Annotated in this window: 26 protein-coding genes and 1 tRNA gene; 11 read left to right on the top strand and 16 right to left on the bottom strand. The window is 70.4% G+C overall.

The window, feature by feature from the left end:
* Positions 1 to 18 precede the first annotated feature (18 nt).
* The 3 genes from CLV46_RS04390 to CLV46_RS04380 all read right to left on the bottom strand — a co-directional run bounded on the left by CLV46_RS04390 (position 19) and on the right by CLV46_RS04380 (position 1425).
* Positions 19 to 696: a hypothetical protein gene (locus CLV46_RS04390; protein WP_157802220.1), complete on the bottom strand. Its 678-nt coding sequence runs from the start codon at positions 694 to 696 to the stop codon at positions 19 to 21.
* A gap of 158 nt (positions 697 to 854) precedes the next feature.
* A complete protein-coding gene (locus CLV46_RS04385) occupies positions 855 to 1178 on the bottom strand; it encodes a hypothetical protein (RefSeq protein WP_157802219.1) in 324 nt (107 codons plus the stop codon).
* Between the two features lie 172 nt (positions 1179 to 1350).
* Positions 1351 to 1425, bottom strand: a tRNA-Gln gene (locus CLV46_RS04380).
* 159 nt (positions 1426 to 1584) lie between these two features.
* Between CLV46_RS04380 and CLV46_RS04375 the strand changes: the two genes are divergently transcribed.
* The 4 genes from CLV46_RS04375 (at position 1585) to CLV46_RS04360 (ending at position 4128) form a co-directional block, all read left to right on the top strand.
* Positions 1585 to 2268, top strand: coding sequence for an RraA family protein (locus CLV46_RS04375; RefSeq protein WP_100363644.1), 684 nt, complete (start codon positions 1585 to 1587; stop codon positions 2266 to 2268).
* 55 nt (positions 2269 to 2323) lie between these two features.
* Positions 2324 to 3244: a cytochrome b/b6 domain-containing protein gene (locus tag CLV46_RS04370; RefSeq protein WP_100363643.1), complete on the top strand. Its 921-nt coding sequence runs from the start codon at positions 2324 to 2326 to the stop codon at positions 3242 to 3244.
* Positions 3245 to 3337: 93 nt separating this feature from the next.
* Positions 3338 to 3673, top strand: a complete 336-nt coding sequence (locus CLV46_RS04365) for an ArsR/SmtB family transcription factor (RefSeq protein WP_100363642.1) — start codon at positions 3338 to 3340, stop codon at positions 3671 to 3673.
* Positions 3670 to 4128, top strand: a complete 459-nt coding sequence (locus CLV46_RS04360) for an SRPBCC family protein (RefSeq protein WP_100363641.1) — start codon at positions 3670 to 3672, stop codon at positions 4126 to 4128. Before CLV46_RS04365 ends, CLV46_RS04360 begins: the two co-directional genes overlap by 4 nt.
* Before the next feature lie 63 nt (positions 4129 to 4191).
* Here CLV46_RS04360 and CLV46_RS04355 read toward each other — a convergent pair whose 3' ends face one another.
* From CLV46_RS04355 to CLV46_RS04345, 3 genes are read right to left on the bottom strand one after another with little or no spacing between them, the layout of a single operon-like run.
* Positions 4192 to 5685 (bottom strand): CoA-acylating methylmalonate-semialdehyde dehydrogenase, encoded by a 1494-nt coding sequence (locus CLV46_RS04355; RefSeq protein WP_100363640.1) that lies wholly within the window; start codon positions 5683 to 5685, stop codon positions 4192 to 4194.
* Positions 5686 to 5701: 16 nt separating this feature from the next.
* Positions 5702 to 6469, bottom strand: a complete 768-nt coding sequence (locus CLV46_RS04350; protein ID WP_100363639.1) for a fumarylacetoacetate hydrolase family protein — start codon at positions 6467 to 6469, stop codon at positions 5702 to 5704.
* A gap of 42 nt (positions 6470 to 6511) precedes the next feature.
* Entirely contained in the window at positions 6512 to 6871 is a 360-nt protein-coding gene (locus tag CLV46_RS04345) for a winged helix-turn-helix transcriptional regulator (protein ID WP_281253550.1), read from the bottom strand.
* Between CLV46_RS04345 and CLV46_RS04340 the strand changes: the two genes are divergently transcribed.
* Entirely contained in the window at positions 6804 to 7850 is a 1047-nt protein-coding gene (locus CLV46_RS04340) for an imine reductase family protein (protein ID WP_100363638.1), read from the top strand. The two genes, CLV46_RS04345 and CLV46_RS04340, sit on opposite strands and share 68 nt — an antisense overlap.
* Positions 7851 to 7893: 43 nt before the next feature.
* Entirely contained in the window at positions 7894 to 8238 is a 345-nt protein-coding gene (locus CLV46_RS04335; protein ID WP_100363637.1) for a VOC family protein, read from the top strand.
* Positions 8239 to 8349: 111 nt separating this feature from the next.
* On the opposite strand, the gene CLV46_RS04330 is transcribed toward CLV46_RS04335, so the two are convergent.
* The gene (locus CLV46_RS04330) at positions 8350 to 9462 is read right to left on the bottom strand and encodes a branched-chain amino acid aminotransferase (RefSeq protein WP_211282144.1); all 1113 of its coding nucleotides are present in this window, start codon (positions 9460 to 9462) and stop codon (positions 8350 to 8352) included.
* 210 nt (positions 9463 to 9672) lie between these two features.
* Entirely contained in the window at positions 9673 to 10713 is a 1041-nt protein-coding gene (locus CLV46_RS04325; RefSeq protein ID WP_100363636.1) for a 3-isopropylmalate dehydrogenase, read from the bottom strand.
* Positions 10714 to 10913: 200 nt separating this feature from the next.
* On the opposite strand from CLV46_RS04325, the gene CLV46_RS04320 reads away from it, so the two are divergent.
* Complete coding sequence (locus tag CLV46_RS04320) at positions 10914 to 11168, top strand: DUF6458 family protein (protein WP_100363635.1); 255 nt, start codon at positions 10914 to 10916, stop codon at positions 11166 to 11168.
* 37 nt (positions 11169 to 11205) lie between these two features.
* Here the strand turns inward: CLV46_RS04320 and CLV46_RS04315 are convergent, their stop codons facing one another.
* On the bottom strand, positions 11206 to 11562 hold the full coding sequence (locus CLV46_RS04315; protein WP_100363634.1) for a hypothetical protein: 357 nt from the start codon (positions 11560 to 11562) through the stop codon (positions 11206 to 11208).
* The gene (gene serA / locus CLV46_RS04310) at positions 11549 to 13141 is read right to left on the bottom strand and encodes a phosphoglycerate dehydrogenase (RefSeq protein ID WP_100363633.1); all 1593 of its coding nucleotides are present in this window, start codon (positions 13139 to 13141) and stop codon (positions 11549 to 11551) included. The genes CLV46_RS04315 and serA overlap by 14 nt, the downstream gene beginning before the upstream one ends.
* A 64-nt stretch (positions 13142 to 13205) precedes the next feature.
* Here serA and CLV46_RS04305 point away from each other — a divergent pair, with 64 nt between their 5' ends.
* The 3 genes from CLV46_RS04305 (at position 13206) to CLV46_RS04295 (ending at position 16109) form a co-directional block, all read left to right on the top strand.
* Complete coding sequence (locus CLV46_RS04305; protein ID WP_100363632.1) at positions 13206 to 13592, top strand: DoxX family protein; 387 nt, start codon at positions 13206 to 13208, stop codon at positions 13590 to 13592.
* A 73-nt stretch (positions 13593 to 13665) separates the two neighbouring features.
* Positions 13666 to 15492, top strand: a complete 1827-nt coding sequence (locus CLV46_RS04300; protein ID WP_100365890.1) for a glycoside hydrolase family 3 protein — start codon at positions 13666 to 13668, stop codon at positions 15490 to 15492.
* A 23-nt stretch (positions 15493 to 15515) separates the two neighbouring features.
* On the top strand, positions 15516 to 16109 hold the full coding sequence (locus tag CLV46_RS04295) for a TetR/AcrR family transcriptional regulator (protein WP_100363631.1): 594 nt from the start codon (positions 15516 to 15518) through the stop codon (positions 16107 to 16109).
* Between the two features lie 195 nt (positions 16110 to 16304).
* Here the strand turns inward: CLV46_RS04295 and CLV46_RS04290 are convergent, their stop codons facing one another.
* From CLV46_RS04290 to CLV46_RS04270, 5 genes are all read right to left on the bottom strand, one after another.
* On the bottom strand, positions 16305 to 16688 hold the full coding sequence (locus tag CLV46_RS04290) for a hypothetical protein (RefSeq protein ID WP_100363630.1): 384 nt from the start codon (positions 16686 to 16688) through the stop codon (positions 16305 to 16307).
* A complete protein-coding gene (locus CLV46_RS04285) occupies positions 16685 to 17104 on the bottom strand; it encodes a hypothetical protein (protein WP_100363629.1) in 420 nt (139 codons plus the stop codon). The genes CLV46_RS04290 and CLV46_RS04285 overlap by 4 nt, the downstream gene beginning before the upstream one ends.
* Positions 17104 to 18237, bottom strand: a complete 1134-nt coding sequence (locus tag CLV46_RS04280) for a mannitol-1-phosphate 5-dehydrogenase (protein ID WP_100363628.1) — start codon at positions 18235 to 18237, stop codon at positions 17104 to 17106. Before CLV46_RS04280 ends, CLV46_RS04285 begins: the two co-directional genes overlap by 1 nt.
* A gap of 71 nt (positions 18238 to 18308) precedes the next feature.
* A complete protein-coding gene (locus CLV46_RS04275) occupies positions 18309 to 21776 on the bottom strand; it encodes a lamin tail domain-containing metallophosphoesterase family protein (protein WP_170028528.1) in 3468 nt (1155 codons plus the stop codon).
* 93 nt (positions 21777 to 21869) lie between these two features.
* Positions 21870 to 22262, bottom strand: a complete 393-nt coding sequence (locus CLV46_RS04270; protein WP_100363626.1) for a PPOX class F420-dependent oxidoreductase — start codon at positions 22260 to 22262, stop codon at positions 21870 to 21872.
* 81 nt (positions 22263 to 22343) lie between these two features.
* Here CLV46_RS04270 and CLV46_RS04265 point away from each other — a divergent pair, with 81 nt between their 5' ends.
* On the top strand, positions 22344 to 22775 hold the full coding sequence (locus CLV46_RS04265) for a nitroreductase/quinone reductase family protein (RefSeq protein WP_100363625.1): 432 nt from the start codon (positions 22344 to 22346) through the stop codon (positions 22773 to 22775).
* Here CLV46_RS04265 and CLV46_RS04260 read toward each other — a convergent pair.
* The gene (locus tag CLV46_RS04260; RefSeq protein WP_100365889.1) at positions 22759 to 23859 is read right to left on the bottom strand and encodes an NAD(P)H-dependent flavin oxidoreductase; all 1101 of its coding nucleotides are present in this window, start codon (positions 23857 to 23859) and stop codon (positions 22759 to 22761) included. The genes CLV46_RS04265 and CLV46_RS04260 overlap by 17 nt on opposite strands.
* Between the last annotated feature and the right edge of the window lie 10 nt (positions 23860 to 23869).

Raw genomic sequence — 23869 nt, 5'->3', positions numbered from 1 at the left:
TCTGTCTCCGTCCCCTAGTCAATACGGCGCTGCCTCGAGCATCAGCGTGACCTGCCGAACAATCGCTTCCGGACGGTTACGCGCCATCTCGCGCTGCAGCTCGGCGATCGCTTCGTCATCGGCGACCTGCACCGACGACAGGAGTTTCCATTGCTCGTCAGCGAACTTGCGCGCCTCGAACATCGCCCGGAAGCGGGCGTACCACTCGTCCGGGTCCATCTGAGGCTTCGCGACAGCGACGTCGGTTCCGGGTGCCGCTGGGTCCTCATGGGCGGGCGGCGTCTGCACGACAATAACGCTCGCCTTGTCCGCGTCAGACAAATCGGCTTCGCTCCCCTGTCCGCGCACCTTCTTCCAGAATGACCGGACTGCTGGCAGCGCCTGCTCGTTGATCATGCGCTGCACGTGCGGCGTCGCCTTACGGATCAGCACGTACCCGCCCGCCGCTGCGCCGATCACGGCCAGGATGAGGAGCGCCGCGGCCTGTGCGTCGGCTTCCGGATCGGAAACGCTACTCGGCGACGCCGAGTCATAGCCTTGCTCGTCCTCGTCGTCCGGATCCTCGGGATGGAACGACGCATGATCCGATAGCTTCCCCTCGCTATCGAGAAGCAACTGACTCAGGCCACCGTCCTTCGCCTGTCCCGGCGTCAGCGAGTCGTCGTCGTACTCGAAATACCCGTGGATCTTGACCATGTACTCCCCCAGAGCCCGTTGAGACACAGTCAACACCAGCGGGCCGACACGCATCTATCAGACATGAAGAAGGCGGCATCGGCTGGAGTGCGCTAAGGCGCTCTATGCAGTCGGTGCCGCCAGATTGTCTGCCTGCCGCGAGGCGAGGCGGCGACGGATCACGAGCCTGATCGCGGCCGTCCGTTCACGACGGGCACGACCTCAATCCGCTCGGCATCCGGCCAGCGCTCCGGAATCATCACGGCCCACGCCAGGGAGTCGGCGTAGCTCGCGAAGCGCGCTGACGACATGAGCACGCTCGGACTTCCCGCCGTGAGTGGCAGGACGATCTGGGCCAGCTTGCTGCGCGGATGCAGTTCACGAGCGGGCTGGGCATCGAGCCTGGCCGCAATGCCGTGCTCACTTTGCTCGGTCAGTGACCGCACAACCACCTCGGGGAGATGCGTACTCCCGCCATCAACGTCAGGCCAGCCGACGATCACGGCGTCCCCGACGAGTAGCGACTCCCGTGCGGCAGGCACCTAGTACCACCATAGGAACGACGCCCGCGAGTTGGACGGCAGCCGCCGAACAAGCCCCTCGTCGTTGACATAGGTCGTGCCGCCGCAGTCCGGCACGCCAACGTCCACCGCTTCGATGTACCCATCGACGCTATGGCTGGGGTACCTGGACTCGAACCAAGAACAACTGAACCAGAATCAGCCGTGTTGCCAATTACACCATACCCCACCGGTTCCGACCGGAGCCGGACCGACTATGTACTCTACCCTACCCGGCGGCTCACCTCGGTCCGTCGCACGCCCGAGGCCATCACCCGGTCGGAGCGGCAGTCCAGCGCGCGGCGGGTGGCCCGCGACCCCGGTGCCATGAACGCGTCAGGCTGAGCGCATGACCGACGATCAGCTCGCGACCGCCCCGGTCGCCGACGCCGCTCTGCGACTGGGCGTCCCGCTCGGGTTCGTCACGCCCGCCATCCGCCCGCTGCTCCCAGGGCGGATCATCGCGGGACGCGCGGAGCCGGTCACCCACCTCGGCAGCGTCGACGTGATCCTCGAGGTCATCGACGACGCGGAGCCCGGCTCCGTGCTCGTGGTCGACAGCGGCGGACGCCTCGACGAGGCGTGCGTCGGCGACCTGCTGGCGCTCGAGGCGCGGGAGGCGGGACTCGCGGGCATCGTCATCTGGGGCCTGCATCGCGACACCGCCCAGCTGCGCGACATCGGCATTCCGGTGTTCAGTCTCGGCGCCACGCCCTCTGGTCCGAGGCGCGTTCCGCCGGCCGGTTCCGCCATGCGGTCGGCCATGCTCGACGGCGTGCGCGTGACGCCCGGCGACGTGATCGTCGCCGACGACGACGGGGTGCTCGTGGTGCCCGGGGAACGGTGGGCCGAGCTCGCGGAGCTCGCTGCGCGCATCCAGCACACGGAGCAGGCCCAGGCCGAGCGGATGACCCTGGGCGAGAGCCTGCGCGAGCAGCTCGACTTCGCCGACTACCGTCGGAGGCAGCGCCAGGACCCCACCTACACGCTGCGTCGGCATCTTGCAGAGCGCGGCGGCGCGATCGAGACCTGAGCGGGCACCCGCACGCCCGGACAGCCGCACGGGCGCCGCTCGGTAGGGTGGATCCGTGAGGCGATCCGGCGTCGTTCGAGGGTGGCGACTGGTCGCACTCGTCGCCGCAGCGCTCGCCATCGCCGTGGTCGGAGTGCTCGCCGCCCGCGCCGTGCTGGACGCCCCGGCCCTGCGCGACTTCTTCTCCCGCTACCCCGGCACGACCGAACGGCCGGAGGCGGCGCCGTACGGGTTCCCCGCGTGGTTGCAGTGGCAGCACTTCCTCAACGCGTTCCTGCTCGTCTTCATCGTCAAGTCCGGCCTGCAGATCCGCGCGAAGCAGCGCCCACCGGCGTTCGTCACCCGCCGGAACACCGGCCTCATCACCACGAAGCGCCCGCCGCGTCGGCTCGGCCTGCACGTGTGGTGGCACCTCGTCGTCGACACGCTCTGGGTACTCAACGGCGTCATCTACTTCGTGCTGCTGTTCGCGAGCGGGCAGTGGCTGCGACTCGTGCCCCTCACCTGGGATGTCATCCCGAATGCGATCTCCGCCGGCATCCAGTACGCCGCGTTCCAGTGGCCGCTGCACGACGGATGGGTGCACTACAACGCGTTGCAGCAGCTCTTCTACGCCGCGACGGTCTTCCTCGCCGGCCCTCTCGCCCTCGTCACCGGACTTCGCCTCTCCCCCATCTTCACCCAGCGGGACTCCTGGTTCACCCGGCGGTTCACCGAGACGGCCGCCCGGCGCCTGCACTGGGCGATCATGGTCTACTTCCTCGCCTTCACCGTCGTGCACGTGACGCTCGTGGTCACCACCGGCGCACTGCGCAACCTCAACGCGATGTACGCGGGACGCCACGACGAGAGCTGGATCGGGCTTGCGATCTTCGCCGTCTCGCTCGTCGTCATGGTGCTCGGCTGGTTCGTCGCCCGTCCCGCCCTGCTCACGCGGCTCGCGGAGCGGGGCAACGACGTGCGCCGGATGAAGTAGCGCGACCGGTCTCGATACGGCGGCTTCGCGCGCCTACTCGACCAGCGGAACTGAACGTTGCACCTTTCGGTTCAGTGTCGTACGCTGAACCACATGGTTCAGCAACAGCAACTCGACCGGGCGTTCGCCGCTCTCGCCGACGCGACTCGTCGCGACGTGCTCGAGCGTCTCGGTAGAGGACCTGCGACGCTCGGCGAACTCGCCGAGCCGAGCGGCATGACCCTCACCGGCATGAGCAAGCACGTGCGTGTGCTCGAAGACGCCGGGCTCGTCACCACCGAGAAGGTCGGCCGCACGCGGCAGTGCCGGCTCGGCACGGAGCGATTGGACGACGCCATGGCGTGGATCACCTTCTATCAACGGCTCTGGGAGCGTCGCCTCGACGGTCTCGACGCCTACTTCACCCTCACGAAAGGCACGGAATCATGACCGAACAGACCGACACCCTCGCACTGCGGCTCGAGCGGGTGCTCCCCGCCACCCCCGAGGAGGTGTTCGACGCTTACACCGACGCCGAGAAACAGAAGATCTGGTTCAGCATCCTCGACGAGGAACCCGGCATCGTCGACATCGAGGTCGACCTCCGCGTCGGCGGCCAGCAGACCGCCGTCTGGGGTCCGGATGCGGACACCCTGTTCCGCGAGACGCAGACCTTCCTCGAGATCGACCGCCCGCACCGCCTCGTCACCGAGTCCGTCGGCAGCACCCCGGACGGCGAGACCATGACGACGCACATCACCGTGACGTTCGAGGAACAGGACGGCAAGACCCTCATGACCGTCGTCCAGACCGGCTTCCCGACCCCCGAGGTGCGCGACTTCTTCGCCTCGATGGCCTGGGGCGGCGCCTTCGACCGGATCGAGGCCTACCTCACCCGCGCCTGACCGCCACGCGCATCCGTCGCCGACGAGGGCGGCGGATGCGCGTCAGGCTCTTCTGCGAGAGCGTCAGGCGTTCTGCGGGAAGCCGAGGTTGAGACCGCCGTGCGACGGGTCGAGCCAGCGGCTCGTCACCGCCTTCTGCCGCGTGAAGAAGCGCACGCCGTCTTCGCCGTACGCCTTCGCGTCGCCGAAGAGCGACTGCTTCCAGCCGCCGAACGAGAAGTACGACACCGGCACCGGGATCGGCACGTTGATGCCGATCATGCCGACCTGCACCTCACGCTGGAAGCGCCGCGCGGCACCGCCGTCGTTCGTGAAGATCGCCGTGCCGTTGCCGAACGCGCCCTCGTTGATGAGCTGCACGCCCTCCTCGTACGACTGCACGCGCACGATGGAGAGCACGGGTCCGAAGATCTCCTCGGTGTACACGCGCGACGACGTCGGCACGTTGTCGACGAGGGTCGGGCCGAGCCAGAAGCCCTCCGCCGCACCGTCGACCTCGATGCCGCGGCCGTCGACCACGACCGTCGCGCCGTCCTGCTCGGCGAGCTCGATGTACGAGGCGACCTTGTCGCGGTGCTCGCGGGTCACCAGCGGGCCCATGTCGCAGCCGCGACGGCCGTCGCCGACCGTGAGTCGCGTCATCCGCTCGGTCACCTTCTCGACGAGGGCGTCGGCGACCGGCTCGACGGCGACGACGACGCTGATCGCCATGCACCGCTCCCCCGCCGACCCGAAGCCGGCGTTGACCGCGGAGTCCGCCACGAGGTCGAGGTCGGCGTCGGGCAGCACGAGCATGTGGTTCTTGGCGCCGCCGAGGGCCTGCACGCGCTTGCCGTGCGAGGTTCCCGTCTCGTACACGTATTTCGCGATGGGCGTGGAGCCGACGAACGAGATCGATGCGACATCCGGGTGCTCGAGCAGCCGGTCGACGGCGGGCTTGGCGCCGTGCACGACGTTGAAGACCCCGTCCGGCAAACCGACCTCGGAGAACAGCTCGGCGAGCCAGATCGACGCCGACGGGTCCTTCTCGCTCGGCTTCAGCACCACGGTGTTGCCGGCCGCGATCGCGATCGGGAAGAACCACATCGGCACCATCGCCGGGAAGTTGAACGGGCTGATGATGCCGACCACCCCGAGCGGCTGACGCAGGGAGTACACATCGACCCCGGTGGACACGTTCTCGCTGTACTCGCCCTTGCTCAAGTGCGCGATGCCGCACGCGAAGTCGACGACCTCGAGTCCGCGGGCGATCTCGCCGGCGGCGTCGCTCAGCACCTTGCCGTGCTCGGCGGTGAGGATCGCGGCGAGCTCGTCGCTGCGCGCGTTGAGCTTCTCGCGGAAGGCGAAGAGCAGCTGCGTGCGGCGGGCGATCGAGGTGTCGCTCCACGCCGGGAACGCAGCGGTCGCGGCGGCGACGGCGGCATCCACTTCGGCGGATCCACCCAGTCGCACCTGACGCGCGACAGTTCCAAGCGCCGGGTCGTAGACGGGGCCGAGGTCTTCCGTGTGCCCGGCGGAGGCGCGCCCGCCGATCCAGTGTGGAATGGGATCGTGCATCGCGGCGCTCCTTCGGTCAGGGACGGTTGCGGGCCGGGTTCGACAGGGTGCCGATCCCTGAGATCGTGATGTCGACGGTCTGACCGTCGACGAAGCCGCCGAGGCCCGCGGGCGTTCCGGTGAGGATGAGGTCGCCCGGCAGCAGGGTCCACACGTCGGAGACGAACTCGATGATCTCCGGGATGCCGTGCAGCATGTCCTTCGTGTCGCCCTTGCGACGGGGCTCCCCGTCGACGAACGTCTCGATGTGCTGGTCGCCCGGATCGAGTTCCGTCTCGATCACCGGGCCGATCGGGCAGAACGTGTCGTAGCCCTTCGCCCGTGCCCACTGGCCGTCGGCGAACATCTGGTCGCGCGCCGAGACGTCGTTCGCGATCGTGTAGCCGAACACGTAGTCGGCGTAGTCCTCGGCCTTGACGCTCTTGGCCACCTTGCCGATGACGACGGCGAGTTCGCCCTCGTGCACGACGCGACCCTCGACCGGCGGGATCTGGATCGTGTCGCCCGGGCCGATGATCGCGGTGTTCGGCTTGAGGAAGATGAGCGGCGTCGACGGGCCCTCGTAGGCGAGCTCCGCCTTGTGCTCGGGGTAGTTCATGCCGACGCAGACGACCTTCGATCGCGGGATGACCGGCGCGAGGAGCTTGACGTCATCGAGTCGCACTCGCTCGCCCGTGGTGTCGAACCCGCCGAACAGCGGGTCGCCGGCGAGCACCACCAGGTCGTCGCCGTCGACGATGCCGTAGCGGGGATCTCCCCCCGAGCTGAACCGTGCAACCTTCATTCCGTCGAGCCTACCGGGGACGACGCCCTCGCAGCGGAACGCTCAGCCCGACACGGGTTCCGCGGCGCCGGCCGAGGCACCGCGTACCGCGGCGATGGCCTCGCGATGCTCCTCACCCCAATCCCCGAGCGGACGGAGCGCCCGATCGAGCTCGCGACCCTTCGCCGTGAGGCTGTACACCACCTTCGGCGGCACCTCCTGGTGCACCTCGCGGTGGACGATGCCGTCGCGCTCGAGCTCGCGCAACTGCTGCGTCAGCACCTTCTCCGAGACACCGGTGAGCTCCCGGCGCAGCTCACCGGTGCGACGCGGATGCTCGCTCAGCGCCCACAGGATGAGCGGCTTCCACTTGCCCCCGATGACCGCGACCGCCGCATCCAGACCACACAGGAAGTCGACCACGCTCGCTCCTTTCACCCACCTCCAGGTAAGTACAGCACTTTCAAGTAGGTACTGGCGACGGAGGAAGGTGTCGGCCGAGGATGGCGACATGAACACGTCCACCCCTTCCGATCTCTCCGTCTCCGTCGTCGGGCTCGGTCCGATGGGTTCCGCTCTCGCGCGTGCTTTCGTCGCCGGCGGAGCGCGGACGACCGTGTGGAACCGCACGCCGCAGAAGGCCGAGCCGCTCGCCGCCGCCGGCGCCCGCCTGGCCGTCGACCTCGAGGACGCCGTGCGCGCATCCGATATCGTCGTCACCTGCTTGAGGGATCACGAGTCGACGCGCGCGGCACTCGACGCGGTACCCGACGAGGTGTTCACGGGCCGCACCGTGGTCGTGTTGGCGTCGGGCACCCCGGACGACGCCCGACGCTCGGCCGCCTGGGCGGCCGAACGCGGCATCGCGATCGTGCTCGGCGCGATCATGGTGCCGACGCCGGTCATCGGAACACCCGACGCCCTCATCCTGTACAGCGGTGACCGCGCACCGTTCGACGGCGCCCGCCCCGTGCTCGAGATCGCGGCGCCGCGAGCCGAGCACGTGGGGGACGATCCGGGACTCGCTCCCCTGCTCGACACGGCGATGCTCGAGGTCTTCTTCGCCGGGATGACCGCCTTCCTGCACGCGACGGCGCTCGTCACCCAGCGCGGGCTGCGCGCGACGGACTTCGTGCCCTGGGCCCGCGAGATGCTCGCCATCCTGCCGGCGACCTTCGACGGGCTCGCGCACGACGTGGATTCCGGCAGCTACCCCGGCGATCAGGACAACCTCGCGATGGAGCGCGCCGCACTCCAGCACATGGTGCAGTCGAGCCGTGACGCGGGGCTCGACAGCCGCCTGCCCGAGCTCATGTTCGACCTCGCCGACCGCCAGGTGACGGCCGGCCACGGGGCGGACGGCTGGTCGCGCGTGATCGAGGGGATCCGCGACGCTCGTTGACGCGCCCCTGGTGCTCCCCCGCGCCGGAGAGCACAATCGACGGATGATCGGAATCGAGAGCATCGTCTGGGGTGTGCAGGACATCCCGCGCGCCGTCGCGTTCTGGACCGAGGCGCTCGGCTACGTGCCAAAGCGCGAGCCCGACGACGACTGGGCGTCGCTCGTTCCCCGCGAAGGCGGCGGCGTGCAGCTCTCGCTCATGCTCGTCAGTTCTCCCGCACCGCATCGGCACCACCTCGACCTCCTCGCCGACGACCAGGGCGCGGAGGTGCAGCGCCTCATCGGGCTCGGGGCAGAGCGGGTCGAGGACTGGGAGTACGAGGAGGGCGCGGACTACATCGTGCTCGCGGACCCCGACGGCAACCCGTTCTGCGTCGTGCAGAAGTAGGGCCGACGTCGGTTCCCTTCGACAGGATCAGGGAACCCAGCGCTCGCTGAGCCTGTCGAAGCGGGCCGTACGGCGGTTCCCTTCGACAGGCTCAGGGAACGGACAACAGGCTCAAGCGTCGAGGCGCAGCATCCAGTTGTGGCGGTCCTCGACGCGGCCGTACTGGATGCCCGTGAGCTCGTCGCGCAGCGACATCGTGAGCTCGCCGGCCGGGGCGTCCGCCTCGCCGATGGTGAAGTCCTTCGCCTTGATCTGGGCGATGGGCGTGATCACGGCGGCGGTGCCGCACGCGAACGCCTCGACGATGTCGCCGGACTCGACTCCTTGACGCCACTCGTCGATGGACACCCGACGCTCCTCGGTCGCGAGGCCGCGGTCACGGGCGAGCTGCAGCACCGACTGGAGGGTGATGCCCTCGAGGATGCTGTCGGAGGCGGGCGTCACGAGGGTGCCGTTCTTGTAGACGAGCACGATGTTCATGCCGCCGAGCTCCTCGAGGTACTTGCCCTCGACGTCGTCGAGGAACAGCACCTGCGCGCAGCCGTTGTCGTTCGCCTCGGCCTGCGCCACGAGCGACGAGGCGTAGTTGCCGCCGGTCTTCGCGGCGCCCATGCCGCCGCGTCCCGCCCGGTTGTACTGGGTGGAGAGCCAGATGTTCACGGGGTTCACGCCGCCGCTGAAGTAGGCACCCGCGGGGCTCGCGATGACGTAGTAGTTGACCTTCTCCGCGGCGCGCACGCCGAGGAAGGCCTCCTTCGCGAACATGAACGGACGCAGGTACAGGCTGGTCTCCGGCGCGGAGGGCACCCAGTCGGCGTCGACGGCGATCAGCTGGCGCAGCGACTCGAGGAAGTACTCCTCGGGCAGCTCCGGCAGGGCGAGTCGGCGTGCCGAGCGCTGCAGCCGAGCGGCGTTCGCGGTGGCGCGGAACGTCCACACGCTCCCGTCGGCGTGACGGTAGGCCTTGAGTCCCTCGAACACCTCCTGCGCGTAGTGCAGCACGGCGGCGGCCGGGTCGAGGGCGATCGGGCCGTACGGCTGCACGCGGGGGCGGTGCCAGCCGCCGCGAGCCGACCAGCAGATGTCGACCATGTGGTCGGTGAAGAACTTGCCGAAACCGGGGGCGGCCAGGATGGCGTCGCGCTCCTCGGGGGTCTTCGCGTTCTCGTTGCGGGTCACCGCGAACTCGAGCGGACGGGTGGCCATGGGGAGATCGATGGTCATGAGCGGATCCTTTGACGTAAGGGCGTGGTGCGGGCTCGAGATCGTGGGAGCCCGTCCACCGTCGCGGCCGTATCGCGGCGGCACGGTGACAGAGTAGGTCGCCTCAGAGATCGTCCGTGACGTATCGCTCCACGATATCAACCGGAACGGGTCGCCGAGCAGGCCGATCGCTCACCCGCGGCCCGGCCGGGCCGGCCGGGTCGACGAGCGTCAGAGTGCGGCCTGGATCGCGGCGCCGACCTCGCTCGTCGAGCGTCGTCCGGACCGCGACGCGAGGTCCGCGGCGACCGCCGCCGTCACGCGCGCCGCTTCGTCCGCAAGACCGAGGTGGTCGAGCAGCATCGCGACCGAGAGGATCGCCGCCGTGGGGTCGGCCTTGCCCTGCCCGGCGATGTCGGGGGCCGATCCGTGCACCGGTTCGAACATGCTCGGGAACGCCCCGTCGGGGTTCACATTGCCCGACGCGGCGAGACCGATGCCTCCGCTGATCGCGGCCGCGAGGTCGGTGAGGATGTCGCCGAAGAGGTTGTCGGTCACGATCGTGTCGAAGCGGGCCGGATCGGTGACGAGGAAGATCGTCGCGGCGTCGACGTGCAGGTAGTCGACGGTGACCGAGGGGTACTCCGTCGCCACTCGGTCGACGGTGCGCTGCCAGAGTCCCCCGGCATGGGTGAGCACATTCGTCTTGTGCACGAGGGTGAGGCGCCCGCGGCGCTTGGCCGCCGTCTCGAAGCCGAACCGCACGACCCGCTCGACGCCGAAGGCCGTGTTGACGCTCACCTCGTTCGCGATCTCGTGGGGTGTTCCGACCCGGATGGCACCGCCGTTGCCGACGTACGGACCCTCCGTGCCCTCGCGCACGACGACGAAGTCGACCTCACCCGGTGCCGCGAGCGGCGACGGCACCCCGGCGAACAGTCGCGTCGGACGCAGGTTCACGTAGTGGTCGAGGGCGAAGCGCAGCTTCAGCAGCAGCCCCCGCTCGATGATGCCCCCGGTCAGTCGCGGGTCGCGCGGATCGCCGCCGACCGCACCGAGCAGGATCGCATCGTGGCCGGCGAGCGCAGCGAGATCCGCGTCATCGAGGATGCGCCCGGTCTCGAGGAAGTGCCCGGCACCGAAGGGATAGTGCGTCGCGTCGACGACCGCGTCGCCGTCGACGACGGCGTGCAGCACCTCGAGGGCCTCCGAGATGACTTCGGGTCCGATGCCGTCGCCGGGGATCACGGCGAGGGAGATGGTGCGCGTCACGCGTCCTCCGGGTGCTTGTCAGTGAACTGTCAGCGTGCGCACGATTGCGCCCGCGATCTGCGGTTATGCCGACAACGAGAGCCTAGCGGGAGGTGGTGGAACGGGCCGCTCACCCTGGCCCGCGCGTTCAGCCGGCGTTAAGCTCAGGCCCAGGTCGAGGGGGATCGTCCTTCTCGGTCGCCTCTCGAAAGGAGCGCCTCATGAGCATCGGACTCGGAATCTTCCTCTTCGTCGTCGGTGCCATCCTCACCTTCGCCCTCAACGTGTCGCTCGACTGGATCGACCTCGACCTCGTCGGCTACCTGCTGATGGGCGCCGGTGTGGTCGTCGTGATCATCGGCCTCATCCTGCTGATGCGTCGCCGTTCGGCGGTCTCCACCACGCGCAGCGCGGTCGACCCCGCGAGCGGCGAGCGCGTCACCCAGCAGCGCACCGACCGCGACCCGCTCGTCTGAGCGGAGCGCATCCGACCCGGCCTCGTCGCCGGCGTGTTCAGTAGAACGCGTCGGCGACGACGCCCGCGACGAGCGACACGAGGATCGACAGCAGCATCGACGCGCCGAGCGCGAGCCCGGCCGCCGCGGTGCCGCGACCGGCATTCCGGATCACCAAGCCGGCGATCCCGAACCCGACCGCCACGAGCGCCAACACGCCGAGCAGGATCGAGAAGACGGCCGCGACCGCCTGGTAGCCCGAGCCGCCGAGCGTCTGCCACAGGAACAGCGGCAGCACCTGCTGCACGAGACCGAGCAGCACCCCGACGCCGGCCGCGATGAGCGACACGAGCCCGGGGATGTTCCGGCGCGACAGCGAGGGCGCGGGCTGCGCGTAGACGTCAGTCGACGACAATGTCGATCTCCTTCATGAGATCGGCGTCGATCGCGCCGCGCACGTGCTCGAGCAACGAGTCGGGCACCTTCGAGTCGACGGTCAGCACGCTGAGCGCCTGACCCCCCACCGAGCGGCGGGCGATCTGCATGCCGGCGATGTTGATCGACGCGTCGCCGAACTCCTTGCCGTACACCGCGACGATCCCGGGCCGGTCCTGGTAGATCATGACAATGAGGTGCTCGGCGATCGGCACCTCGACGTCGTAGCCGTTGATCTCGACGATCTTCTGGATCTGCTTCGTGCCGGTGAGCGTTCCCGACACCGACAACTGCGTGCCGTCGGTCAGCGAGCCGCGGATCGTCAGCAGGTTGCGGTACTCCTCGCTGACCGCATCCGTGATCAGGCGCACCGCGACGCCGCGCTGCTCGGCGTGCAGCGGCGCGTTCACGTAGCTGACCTGCTCGCTCGCCATACGGCTGAAGATGCCCTTGAGCGCCGCGAGCTTGAGCACGTTGACGTCGTGTTCGACGATCTCGCCGCGCACCTCGACGTCGATGCTCGCGAGCGGGCTGTCGGTGAGCCCGGAGAACACCTGACCGAGCTTCTCCATGAGCGGGATGCCCGGACGCACGGTCTGGTGGATGACGCCACCGGCGACGTTGACCGCGTCCGGAACCAGCTCGCCCTCGAGCGCGAGCCGCACGGAGCGGGCGACGGAGACGCCGGCCTTCTCCTGCGCCTCGTCCGTCGAGGCGCCCAGGTGCGGGGTGAGCTGGATGTTCGGCAGCTCGAGCAGCGGCGAACCGGTCGGCGGCTCCTGCACGAACACGTCGAGTGCGGCACCGGCGATGCGGTTCGACTTGAGCGCCGCGTACAGCGCGTCCTCGTCGATGATGCCGCCGCGGCTGCAGTTGACGATGCGCAGGTTCGGCTTCGCCTTCGCGAACTGCTCCGTGCCGATCAGTCCGGTGGTCTCCGGGGTGCGCGGGATGTGGATCGTGATGAAGTCGCTGCGCTCGACGAGTTCGTCGAGCGTGACGAGGGTCACCCCGAGCTGCTGGGCGCGGGCGGGCGTCACGTAGGGGTCGAAGGCGAGCAGTTGGGCGCCGAAGCCGGCGAGGCGCTGCGCGACGAGGGTGCCGATGCGGCCGAGGCCGACGACGCCGATCGTCTTCTCGTAGAGCTCGACGCCGGTGTACTTCGAGCGCTTCCACTGGCCGCTCTTGAGCGAGGCGTGCGCGTCGGGGATGTGCCGGGCGATCGAGAGCAGGTGCCCGATGGCGAGCTCCGCGGCGCTCACGACGTTCGAGGTGGGCGCGTTGACGACCATCACACCGGCGGCCGTCGCGGCCTTGATGTCGACGTTGTCGAGTCCGACTCCGGCACGCGCGACCACCTTGAGCCGTTTCGCGGCGGCGATCGCCTCCGCGTCGACCTGCGTGGCCGAGCGGATGAGGATCGCATCCGCTTCGGCGAGCGCCGCCAGCAGCGCCGGACGGTCGGTGCCGTCGACGTTGCGCACGTCGAAGTCGGGGCCCAGGGCTTCGACGGTGGCGGGAGAGAGTTCTTCGGCGATGAGCACGACCGGCTTGGCCACGGATCGGGTCCTTCGTTCACGGGGCGAGGAGCGATCCCCACCCTATTGCACCCACAATGGCCGGATGAGCGCGGAGACCCTGCAGGTGACGTTGCGTTTCGTGCTCGCCGCCGTGTTCGTGGGCATGGGTGTCGCGCACTTCCTGCCCGGACCGGCACGCACGATGCGCGCGATGATCCCGCCGGCGTTGCGGCGCCGGTCGATGCCCTCCCCCGCCGTCCTCGTGGCCGCCACCGGTGTCTGCGAGATCGCGGGCGGGATCGAGCTGCTCGTGCCCGGGCTCCGCACGGCGGCGGGACTCGCGCTCGTGGTCTTCCTCGTCGCCGTGTTCCCGGCCAACGCGCACGCGGCGAGCCGTCCGGAGCGGTTCGGACGGGTCGCGGTGCCGTTCTGGCCGCGGTTCGCGGGGCAGCTCGTGCTCATCCTGCTCGTCGCGCTCGCGATCGCGTGAATCCCCACCCTGGGGTGGCGAGAAGAAACCGAATAGGGTGAAGGTATTCGCGCATCCGATCGAGGAGGACCGTTTGACGCCGACGACGAAGACGAGCGACGAGGGCATCGCGTACCGCGACCTCAACGGCAACGGGCGGATGGACCCGTACGAGAACCCCACCCTCCCGGTCGAGGAACGCGTCGCCGACCTGCTGGGGCGCCTCTCCCTCGAGGAGAAGGCGGGGTTGATGTTCCAGACGGTGATCGAGGCGGGCGCCGACGGCTCGGTGCTCGAGCGGCCCGGCAACATCAGCAAGTCCGCGACGACCGAGGTCGTCGTCGGCAAGCGGATGAACCACTTCAACGTGCACCATCTCGAGAACGCCACCGTCGCCGCCCGGTGGAACAACGCGCTCCAGCGCGTCGCCGAACAGACGCCGCACGGCATCCCCGTCACCGTGTCGACCGACCCGCGGCACGCCTTCATCCAGAACAGCGGCGTCTCGTTCGCGGCCGGATCGTTCTCGCAGTGGCCCGAACCGATCGGGCTCGCCGCCATCGGCGACGTGGAGCGGGTGCGCGAGTTCGCCGACATCGCGCGCGCCGAATACCGGGCGGTCGGCATCCGCGCGGCCCTGCACCCGACCGTGGATCTCGCCACCGAACCCCGCTGGGCGCGACAGGCCGGCACCTTCGGTCAAGACGCGGCCACCGCATCCGCCCTCGTCGAGGCGTACCTCGACGGGTTCCAGGGCGAACGTCTCGGACCGGACTCGGTCGCCTGCACCACGAAGCACTTCCCCGGCGGAGGACCGCAGAAAGACGGGGAGGACGCGCACTTCCCGTACGGACGGGAGCAGGTCTATCCCGGCGGCCGCTTCGACGAGCACCTCGCCCCGTTCCGCACCGCGATCGCGCGGGGCACGGCCGGGATCATGCCCTACTACGGCATGCCGGTCGCCCTCGAGGTCGACGGCGAGCCGATCGAGGAGGTCGGGTTCGGCTACAACAAGCAGATCGTCACCGGACTGCTGCGCGAGAAGCTCGGCTACGACGGCGTCGTCGTCACGGACTGGGAGCTCGTCAACGACAACTGGGTCGGCGACCAGGTGCTGCCCGCCCGGGCGTGGGGCGTCGAACACCTCGACGCGAAGGGGCGGATGGAGAAGATCCTCGCGGCCGGCGCGGACCAGTTCGGCGGCGAGGAGTGCCCCGAGCTCCTGCTCGAGCTCGTCGCCGAGGGACGCGTGACGGAGGAGCGCATCGACGCGTCGGCCCGCCGCCTGCTGAGCGTGAAGTTCCGGCTCGGCCTGTTCGACGACCCGTACGTCGACGAGGAGGCCGCCGGCCGGATCGTCGGCTCGGAGGAGTTCCGCGCCGCGGGTCTGCGCGCGCAATCGGAGTCGATCACCGTTCTGGAGAACCGCGACACGACCCTTCCGCTCGCCGCGGGCATCCGCCTCTACGTGGAGGGCGTCGACCGGGGAGTCGCGGCCCGCTTCGGCACCGTCGTGGACTCCCCCGACGCCGCGGATGTCGCGATCGTGCGGGTGCAGGCGCCGAGCGAGGCGCGCGACGACCTGTTCCTCGAGGCGTGGTTCCACCAGGGTTCGCTCGAGTTCCCGCCCGGGCGGGTGTACCAGCTCGTGCAGCTCGCACGGCGCGTGCCGGTCGTGCTCGCCGTCAACCTCGACCGCCCGGCGGTCCTCACCCCGTTCGCGGGCGAGGTCGCCGCACTCACCGGCGACTACGGCGCCTCCGATGAGGCGCTGCTCGACGCGCTCACCGGTCGCGTGCCGCCGCGCGGCCGCCTGCCGTTCCAGCTGCCCGCGTCGATGGAGTCGGTGCGGCACTCCCGCGAGGACGTGCCGAGCGACGCCGACCCGCTCTACGAGTTCGGGCACGGCCTCACGATCTGACGATTCGCCGGTACGGTGCCTCCATGAGCGATACCCCGGCGCGCGTGCGCGGCAGCTACCCGAAGGGTCAGGCTCGGCGCCGGCAGATCCTCGACGCGGCGCTCGTGGTCTTCGCACGCAGCGGCTACCACGCCGGGTCGTTGCGGGAGATCGCCAAGCGTGTCGACCTCACCCCGGCAGGGCTCATGCACCACTTCGCCTCGAAGGAGGAGCTGTTCACCGAGGTGTTGCGCGAGCGGGACGAGCGGGTGCGCGAGGCCGCCGGCGAGCCGGTCGCCGGCGAACTGGTCGAGCAGGCCCGTCGCGTCGTCGCCCACAACCAGGCGACGCGCGGACTCACCTCGCTCTACACCGTCGTCGTCGCCGAGGCGACCGACGCCGAGCATCCTGCCCACGACCACTTCGCGCGCGTGTACGCTGAGCGCGCGACCTCAACGGAGGCGGAGATCCGCGGCGCCCAGGCCGCGGGCGAGATCCGCGCCGACCTCGACCCGGCGGCGACGGCACGACTCATCGCCGCCGTCATGGACGGTCTGCAGCAGCAGTGGCTGCTCGACGAGTCCGTCGACATGGTCGCCCTCTTCGACGAGTTCGTCACGAAGTACCTGCGCCCGTAGCGCCGAGGTCACTCCGAAGCGTCGCGGTCGCCGTCGCGCCACTCTTCCGCGCACGAGCGGCAGGAAGAACAGGCGCCCCGGCGCGGAACTGGCGCGCGACACCGGATGCCGCGGACGAGCCCCGCGGCGGCCCGGGCGGTCGGGGGCGCCCCCGTCAATCACGGGTGGGCGTCGGCGCTTACCGACGCGACCGCGTCAGCCGGCGAGGGTGCGCGCGGCCATCGCGATGAAGCTCAGCGCGAGGGCCGCGCTGACCGCGAGTCCGGCGATCCAGAGCACGACCTTCTGCGGCAGCGTGCGGCGCAGGCCGAGCAGCGTGGCCGCCAGGAACACAGCGGGCGGCACGACGACGCCCGCGACGAGCACCGCCCACGGGATCGCCTCGGGAGCGATGCCGAGCTGGTCGTAGAACACCGGGAGGCCGATGAGGTTGGCCAGCCCCTCGAACAGCTGGTACGCGAAGAGCAGCCCGAACAGCGCGCCGATCACGAGCGCCACCCAGCCGAGCCGTCCGCGCTGGGTCTCGCGCGCGTCGTCGTCGAGCGCCTCGTCGATCGGCGTACGCCGCCGCGGGCTCATCGCGCGAGCCCGAGGAAGAAGGGCCACGGCACGAGCAGGGCGACGCCGGCGACCAGCCACAGGACGCGCACGAACGGGCGCGCGGTCTTCGTCAGGTACCAGACGGCGGCGAACCAGATCGGGCACGAGATGATCGCGAGGAACTCGCCGAACTGGAACATGATCGCCGCGAGCAGCGTCGAGTCGTTGCCGCGCACGTACTGCACCCCGAGCAGCCACAGCACCGTGAACACGAGGTACACACCGGCGAAGACGCCGTAGACCCCGATCAGCGCGGTGTCGCGTCGGCTCCGCACGGGGACGGGTTCGTCGGTCGCGGCCGGCGCGGCTGTCGGGGCGGGCTCCACCCGGCTCCCGAGCCGGTCGGTGTCACCCGCCCAGGTGAGCGCCTCGTCGTCGTCGTCGACGGTGGCCATCAGCGCGCCAACCGCAGCTCGATGACCTCCACCACGTGCGGGAAGAGCGGATGCGTCGGCTCGAGACCGGTGATCTCGGCCGCCAGGTCGTCGGCGGCGCGACCGCTCGCGAGCAGTTGCTGCAGTTCCGCGCTCTCCGCATCATCGGGCACATCGAATCGCAGCGCGGCACCGACCGCGTTGAGCAGGTCCCACGCGGTGTGACCGCGTTCGGCGAGCTCCGCGGCGGGCCCGATGAACCGCTCGTGGCGACCGAGCTTGCGCAGCGGGCTGCGACCGACCCGCTCGCATGTGTCGGGCAGGTCGGGGTTGGAGATGCGGGTGAGGGTCTTCTCGATGTACTGCTGCTGCTCGTCCTCGGCGAACCCGTGCTTCTCGACCAGGAGCGTCTTCGTCTCGGCGAGCACGGCGCGCACCTCCGCCTGCAGCTCAGGGGTGGCGAGCGCCTCGCGAATGCTCACCCAGCCGCGGTCCATGCCGTGGTAGGCGGCCGCCGCGTGGGCGGTGTTGACGGTGAACAGCTTGCGTTCGATGAACGGGGTGAGGTCGTCGACCCAGGTCACGCCGGTGATCTCGGGTTCGCGGCCGGCGAAGGGCGTGCGGTCGACGACCCACTCGGAGAACGACTCGATCGTGACGTCGAGTCCGCCGTGCTGTTCGGGCACGATGCGGTCGATGGCGCAGTTCGCGAAGATCGCGTTGCCGGCGGGGCCGCCGCCCTTGCGCACCTCGGCGGCGAGCAGGTCCGTTCCGCCGATCGCGTTCTCGCACGCGATGACGGCGAGGTCGGGCAGCGAGTCGGAGCGCTGGGCGAGGCCCTTCGCGATGACGGGAGCGACGAACGGCAGGATGCGCGCGCCGACGGCGGTCGTCACGATGTCGGCGTCCGCGATCTCGGCGATCACTTCGGCCTCATGGGTGCGCGAGTTGATGGCGCGGTATCCGTCGACGATGTGGGTGGTGGCGCCCTCGCCGACCTCGATCACCTGGTAGCTCGGCTGCTGCTGCAGGGCCCCGATGAGCTCGTCGCTCACGTCGGCGAACACCACCTCGTAGCCGCTGGAATGCAGGAACTGCGCCACGAAACCGCGTCCGATGTTGCCCGCTCCGAAGTGCACAGCTTTCTTCGCCATGGTCCCGATCCTACGGGGCCCGCCCGAACGGAGGCCGGGGCGGAGCGGGCCCGCGGGCGAGTTCCCGGCTCTCACAGCGGCTGTCGCGTCGCTCCCGCCGCGCGCACCGGCGAGGCGTCGCGAGAGACGGCGAATCCGGCCGTCGCGACCTCCTTGTGGTGCTGGAAGTTCACCTGGGCGGTGAACTCGTCGTCTTCCGCGGTGTACCGCTCCTGCAGTCCGTGCTCGACGATGCGCCACGGCCGTGCGTTCGACGACGCCTCCGCCATGCCGTTGTCGGGCATGAACTGCTCGTAGTCGTACTCGGCGCTCGCGGTGGAGCCGAGCCGCGTCGAGAACGTGTCGACCGCGATCGTGCCGCCGCCGAGGTCGACCTGCAGCAGCCGCTGGAACCCGGTGGCCCGCTCCCCCGTGTGCGTGCGGAACTCCTGGTAGTCGGCGAGCAGTTCGACGACGTCGTGCCCGGGGATACCGCCGGCGTCTTCCGTGACGATCTGCCCGATCCCGTGGAAGTGACCGCACAGCACGGCGACGACGTTGCGGTTCGGCGCGACAACCCGCTCCCAGAGCTCGCTCGCCCGCGACACCCAGCGCGAGGAGTCGCTGCGGCGGGCGGGCTCGAACCGGTCCTTCGGGGTGAGGTGCTCATGAGTGGAGAGCACGACGTTGTGGTCGGGATGTGCGGACACCACCTGCTCCGCCCAGCGGATCTCACGCTCGCCATAGGCGTACGGCAGGGAGAGCATCAGGAACCGGGCACCGTCGCGCTCGAAGGTGGAGAAGTTGGCGCTGTTGTCGTCGGGCGCGATGGATCCGCCGTACCAGGGCGCGTCGGCGTACCGGTCGGGTCCGAACCACGCGTTGAACAGCGAGGGGTCGAGGCCGCGCTTCGAGTCGTGGTTGCCCGGCAGCACGCTGTTCGGCACGCCGGCGTCGTCGAGGATGCCCTGGATCGCCGATGCCCGCTCGAACTCGCGCTCGGCGCGCACAGCGTTCTGGTCGGGGTCGACCCAGTTCTGCACGAGGTCGCCGGTGTGCGTCGCGAAGGCGATCTTGCGCGCGTCCGCGTTCGCCACGATCCACGACGCCATGCCCGTGTACACCTCCGGGTACGTCTCGCTCAGGTACTGCGTGTCGGTGAGGTGCGACACCGCGAAGTCGTAGTCGTTCGGCGAGGCGAAGGCCCCGTCCGGGGCGCCGCGCAGGCTCTGCTCGGTGCGCGGGCCGTTCTGCACGAGCACCGTGACGCGCCCGTCTTCGAGGTCGCCGGCGCGCACCTCGCCGGCGAGCTGCACCCGTCCAGCGCGCGCGGTGCCGGCGTCGAGCATCCGCCACCCCTGCACGTCGGCGTCCCACACGCTCAGCTGCACCTCGTTCCGGCCCGCCGTCGTGCCGCTCCAGCGCAGCTCGTCGCCAGGGCGCAGGTCGGATGCGTCGAGCACCACGCGTTGGTACGGATGCCCCCAGCGGTCGTCGGTGACCGGTGCGCCGAGCTCGTCGGGCGAGAGTGCCCGCTCCCCCGGTGCCGAGAGCGCGGTCAACGGTCCCTCGACGACGCCCGCGACGGCGTCGATGACGCCCGTGAGCGGCTCGGCCTCGTCGAAGTCCCGCACGGCACGCCAGGCGGCGGCGCCGATGCGTGCGCTCGTGCGCGTCTCGACGGGCAACTCCACGGGGCGCAGCGCGGCCGGATCGGCGACGGTCCGCTCCCGCCATCGCGCCGCATCCGCCTCGCCCGGCGTTCCCTCCCCGACCACGAAGTCGTCGGCATCCACGCCGGTGAACCGCGCGCGCAGGTAGGTCTCCCCGAGCAGGCGGTCCGGTTCGTAGGTCGTGAGCGACAGCCCCTTGGTGCAGGCGCTCACCCCCTCGTTGAGCCGATCCATCTCGTTCGCCTGGTAGATGCCGACCGAGTCGACGCGTACCCCGTCGGCGTCCTCGACCCACACGCCGGCCCCGAGGAAGTCCAGGGCGTCCGTGTAGGTGGCATCCGCGCGCTGGGCCGCGTCCGTCTCGGCGAGCGCCGCGAGGAACGTGCCCTGCGGGGGCAGCTGCGCGCCGTCCGGGACGGTCACGAGGGGGTCGGGCTCCCGGCGTCCGTCGACCGCGCAGCCGAGGATCCGCCATCCGGAGATGTCGACGGCACGCTCGCCGTAGTTGGCCAGTTCGAGATAGTTGCGCTGCACCGAGCCCTCGGGCATGCCGTCCACCGCCGGATCCGTCGCGATCTCGCTCACCGCCACCCCGACCGCATCCGGGTACTCGAAGGGGCTCCCGAACACGGCGTCGGAATCCCGGGCGTTGGCGGCCCCGGGGGTGCGGGGCGCGATGACAAAATCGTCGGCGTCGACGCCTGACGTGCCGGTGCGCTGGTACGACTCGTCGGCGGCGGCGTCGAGCACGGCGGGGAGCTTGTCGTCGCCGTTCTGGCACGGGGAGTCGGCGTACGGATAGGCGGCGACCCGGTCGACGAGCCGCCCACGGCCGTCACGCAGGAGCACGCCCGAGCCTGCGTCGGCGAGCGACACGCTCGTGCGGGCGTCGCTCCGCCCCTCGAAGCCCGGTCCGCCGATCACGAGACGGTCGCCCGGGGCGAGCCGTTCCGCGCTGCCGGTCCACTGGAGGGCGTCGCTCGTCAGCCGCCCCGTCGCCGTGCAGCGGAACAGCTGCCAACCGTCGAGATCGACGGCCCGGTCGCCGGTGTTGCGCAGCTCGACGAAGTCGTCGCCGTCGCCGTGTGATCCGTAGGCCGCGAACTCGTCGATGCGCACTCCGCTCGAGCGGTCTTGCCGCACGGTCGTGCGCTCGGCGTTCACTCCCCCGGGGGTCGCCGCGGCGATCACGTAATCCGTCGCCGGGTCGCCGGTCGTCGCGACGCGCTGCCAGCTCTCCCCGGCCGCGTAGTCGAGCACGTTCGGCAGGTTGCGGCCGTTGGTGCACTCGCTCAGCATCGGCCACGGCGCATTCGGGAAGACGCCGACCGAGTCGACTCGCCGTCCGTCGTCGTCGACGAGGTCGAGCCCGAAGCCCGCCGCGGGGAAGGCGTTCGAGATCGACGCGTCGGCGGTCGCCCCGCCGGCGAGCGCCGCGCCGATGCGCGCGACCGTGAACGTCTGGCCGGGCGCGAGCACGACGCCGTGCAGGTCGAGTTCCGGGTTGGCGGCGCCCCGCCGCAACCCGAACTCGTTGCAGCGGTACACGTTCCACCCCGTGAGGTCGACGGGCTCGTCGCCGAAGTTCCGGAGTTCGAAGAAGGAGTCCGCTTCGCTCCGTGGACCGCCGTTGGCGAACTCGCTCAGCAGCACCGTGCTCGCGTCGCGCAGCGGTTCGGCAGGAAGCGGGGTCGACGCCGCGGCGGACGAGTCCTCCGGATCCGGTCGTCCCGTGCCCGGCGCGTCCGTCGCATCCGGTGCATCCGCGGATGGCGCCGCAACCGGCGGTGGATCGATCGGTCGCGCCGCGACGGGCAGTGCCGTCGACACGAGGACTGCCACGGCGAGCGCGGCGAGGCAGAAGCGTGCGGTGAGGCGTCGCGTCACGAGCCCACGGTCGGGGTGCCGGGTGTCCTCCGGGTGAAGCTGCGCTGCGTGTCCCGTGAACACCCCGCGTCGGAGCTCGGGCGCGACCGGGGGTCAGTCGGCGATGCGCAGGATGACCCGCTGCGGGTTGCCGCGACGCGCGATCCGTTCGATGAGCATGAACAGGCGGTACTCGAATCCGTACTTGCGGGCGAAGCCGTGCCCGTGCCGCTGCACCGCGGCCGGGTCGTCGACGATCCGGGCGGTGCCCGACGCGATGGGGGCCTCCTCGGCGACGGCGCCTCGGCGCGAGCAGGGGCGCAGCTCCACCCGCGGGTCGTTGCGCAGGCGCTTCACCTTGCCGCTGCCCGCCGGGGTCGTGACCAGCAGTTCGTCGCCCTGCTGCAGGATCCAGACGGGCGTCGACACCGGCACCCCGGAGCGGCGGAAGGTGCTGAGGGACACGAAGCGCTCGTCGCCCAGCGCCGGCAGGGGGGTGGTGGTCATCCGAGCAGGCTAGGCGTCGGCACCTGGGAATCCGGTCGCGCCCCCGCCGGGACGGGACCGCGTGCGTCGCATACTGACGGCATGCCCAGTGACCGCACGTTGCGGATGATGAATCGCGTACACCGCGTCGCCATGCGGGTCACCGGCGGCCGCATCGGGTGGCACATCGCGGGCATGGCGGTCGTCGAGCTCACGACGACCGGCCGCCGTTCCGGTGAGCAGCGCACGACCCTGCTGACCGCGCCTCTGCGGATGCACGGCGGCTACGTCGTGGTGGCCTCACGCGGCGGCGATGACATCCATCCGGCGTGGTTCCACAACCTCCGCGCGGAGCCGCGGGTGCGCATCGCGGTCGACGGGGAGGCGCCCGTCGAGGCGATCGCCCACATCGCCACTCCGGAGGAACGCGCGGACTGGTGGCCGCTCATCACGGGCCGCTACCGCAACTACGCCGCGTATCAACGGCGCACGAAACGGGAGATCCCGCTCGTGCTGCTCACTCCGACGGACTGACCCGCTCCGGCGGCAGCCCGGCGACGAGTTCGGCGAAGACCTCGTGCGCGTGCTCGTGACGGGCGAGGGCGGCGGCCTGCCCCATCCACAACGACAGCAGCTCGGGCTCGTTCCGCCGGGCGGCCTCCGCCCGGAAGTGCGCGGTGAGCCAGTTCTGGATGGGGAACGGCGCGATCGCGTCGCGCTCCTCGATCGACCGCACCGCCCGGTTGGGCACGCCGCGCGCGAAGCGGCCGCTCATCGCCCGGGTCAGCACGGTGCCGTGCGCGGGAGTGCCCGCGATCGCGCGACGGTGCCCCGGCGCGACGGCGGACTCCTGCGTCGCGAGGAACGCGGTGCCCGCCTGCACGCCGTGCGCGCCGAGCGCGAAGGCGGCCGCGACGCCACGACGGTCGGCGACCGCCCCCGCGGCGATCACCGGGATGGGCACCGCGTCGACCATCTGGGGCACGAGCGCGAACGTGCCGACGAGCGATTCGGGGACCGGCCGCAGGAACGACCCGCGGTGTCCGGCCGATTCGAAGCCCGACGCGACGACCGCATCCACCCCGCCGTCGTGGAGGGCGACGGCCTCATCCACGGTCGTGGCGGTGCCGATGACGACGATGCCGCGACGATGCGCCTCCTCCACGGCGGCGACGGAGGGCACGCCGAACACGAAGCTCACGACGTGCGGCGCGGTGTCGAGCACCGCCTCCCACTGTTCCTCGAAGGTCGGCAGGAACCGCTCGGGCATCGGCGGAGGGGTGACACCCATCTCCTCGAGCAGGGGGCGCAGCGCCTCGACGTGGCGTTCCCACTCCTCGGCGGTCGGCTCCGGTTCCGTCACGCCCAACCACAGATTCACCGCGAAGGGCCGCGGAGTCGCCTCGCGCAGCGCGCCGACGGTCGCACGGATGCGGTCGGCCGAGTATCCGTAGAGCCCGAAGGAACCGAGACCGCCGAGTCCGCTCACCCGCGCGGTGAGGGCGACGGACGACATGCCGCCGAACGGTCCGAGCACGATCGGCACGTCGACTCCGACGAGCCCGGTGAGGTCGTTCACGTCAACTGCTCCTCGTCGGGGGGAAGTTCGGCTCCGCATCGCGGACACA

This window comes from Diaminobutyricimonas aerilata (genome assembly GCF_002797715.1).
GTDB classification, from domain to species: domain Bacteria; phylum Actinomycetota; class Actinomycetes; order Actinomycetales; family Microbacteriaceae; genus Diaminobutyricimonas; species Diaminobutyricimonas aerilata.
The sequence above is the reverse complement of the archived record's forward strand: the minus strand, read 5'-3'. Positions and strand labels throughout refer to the sequence as shown.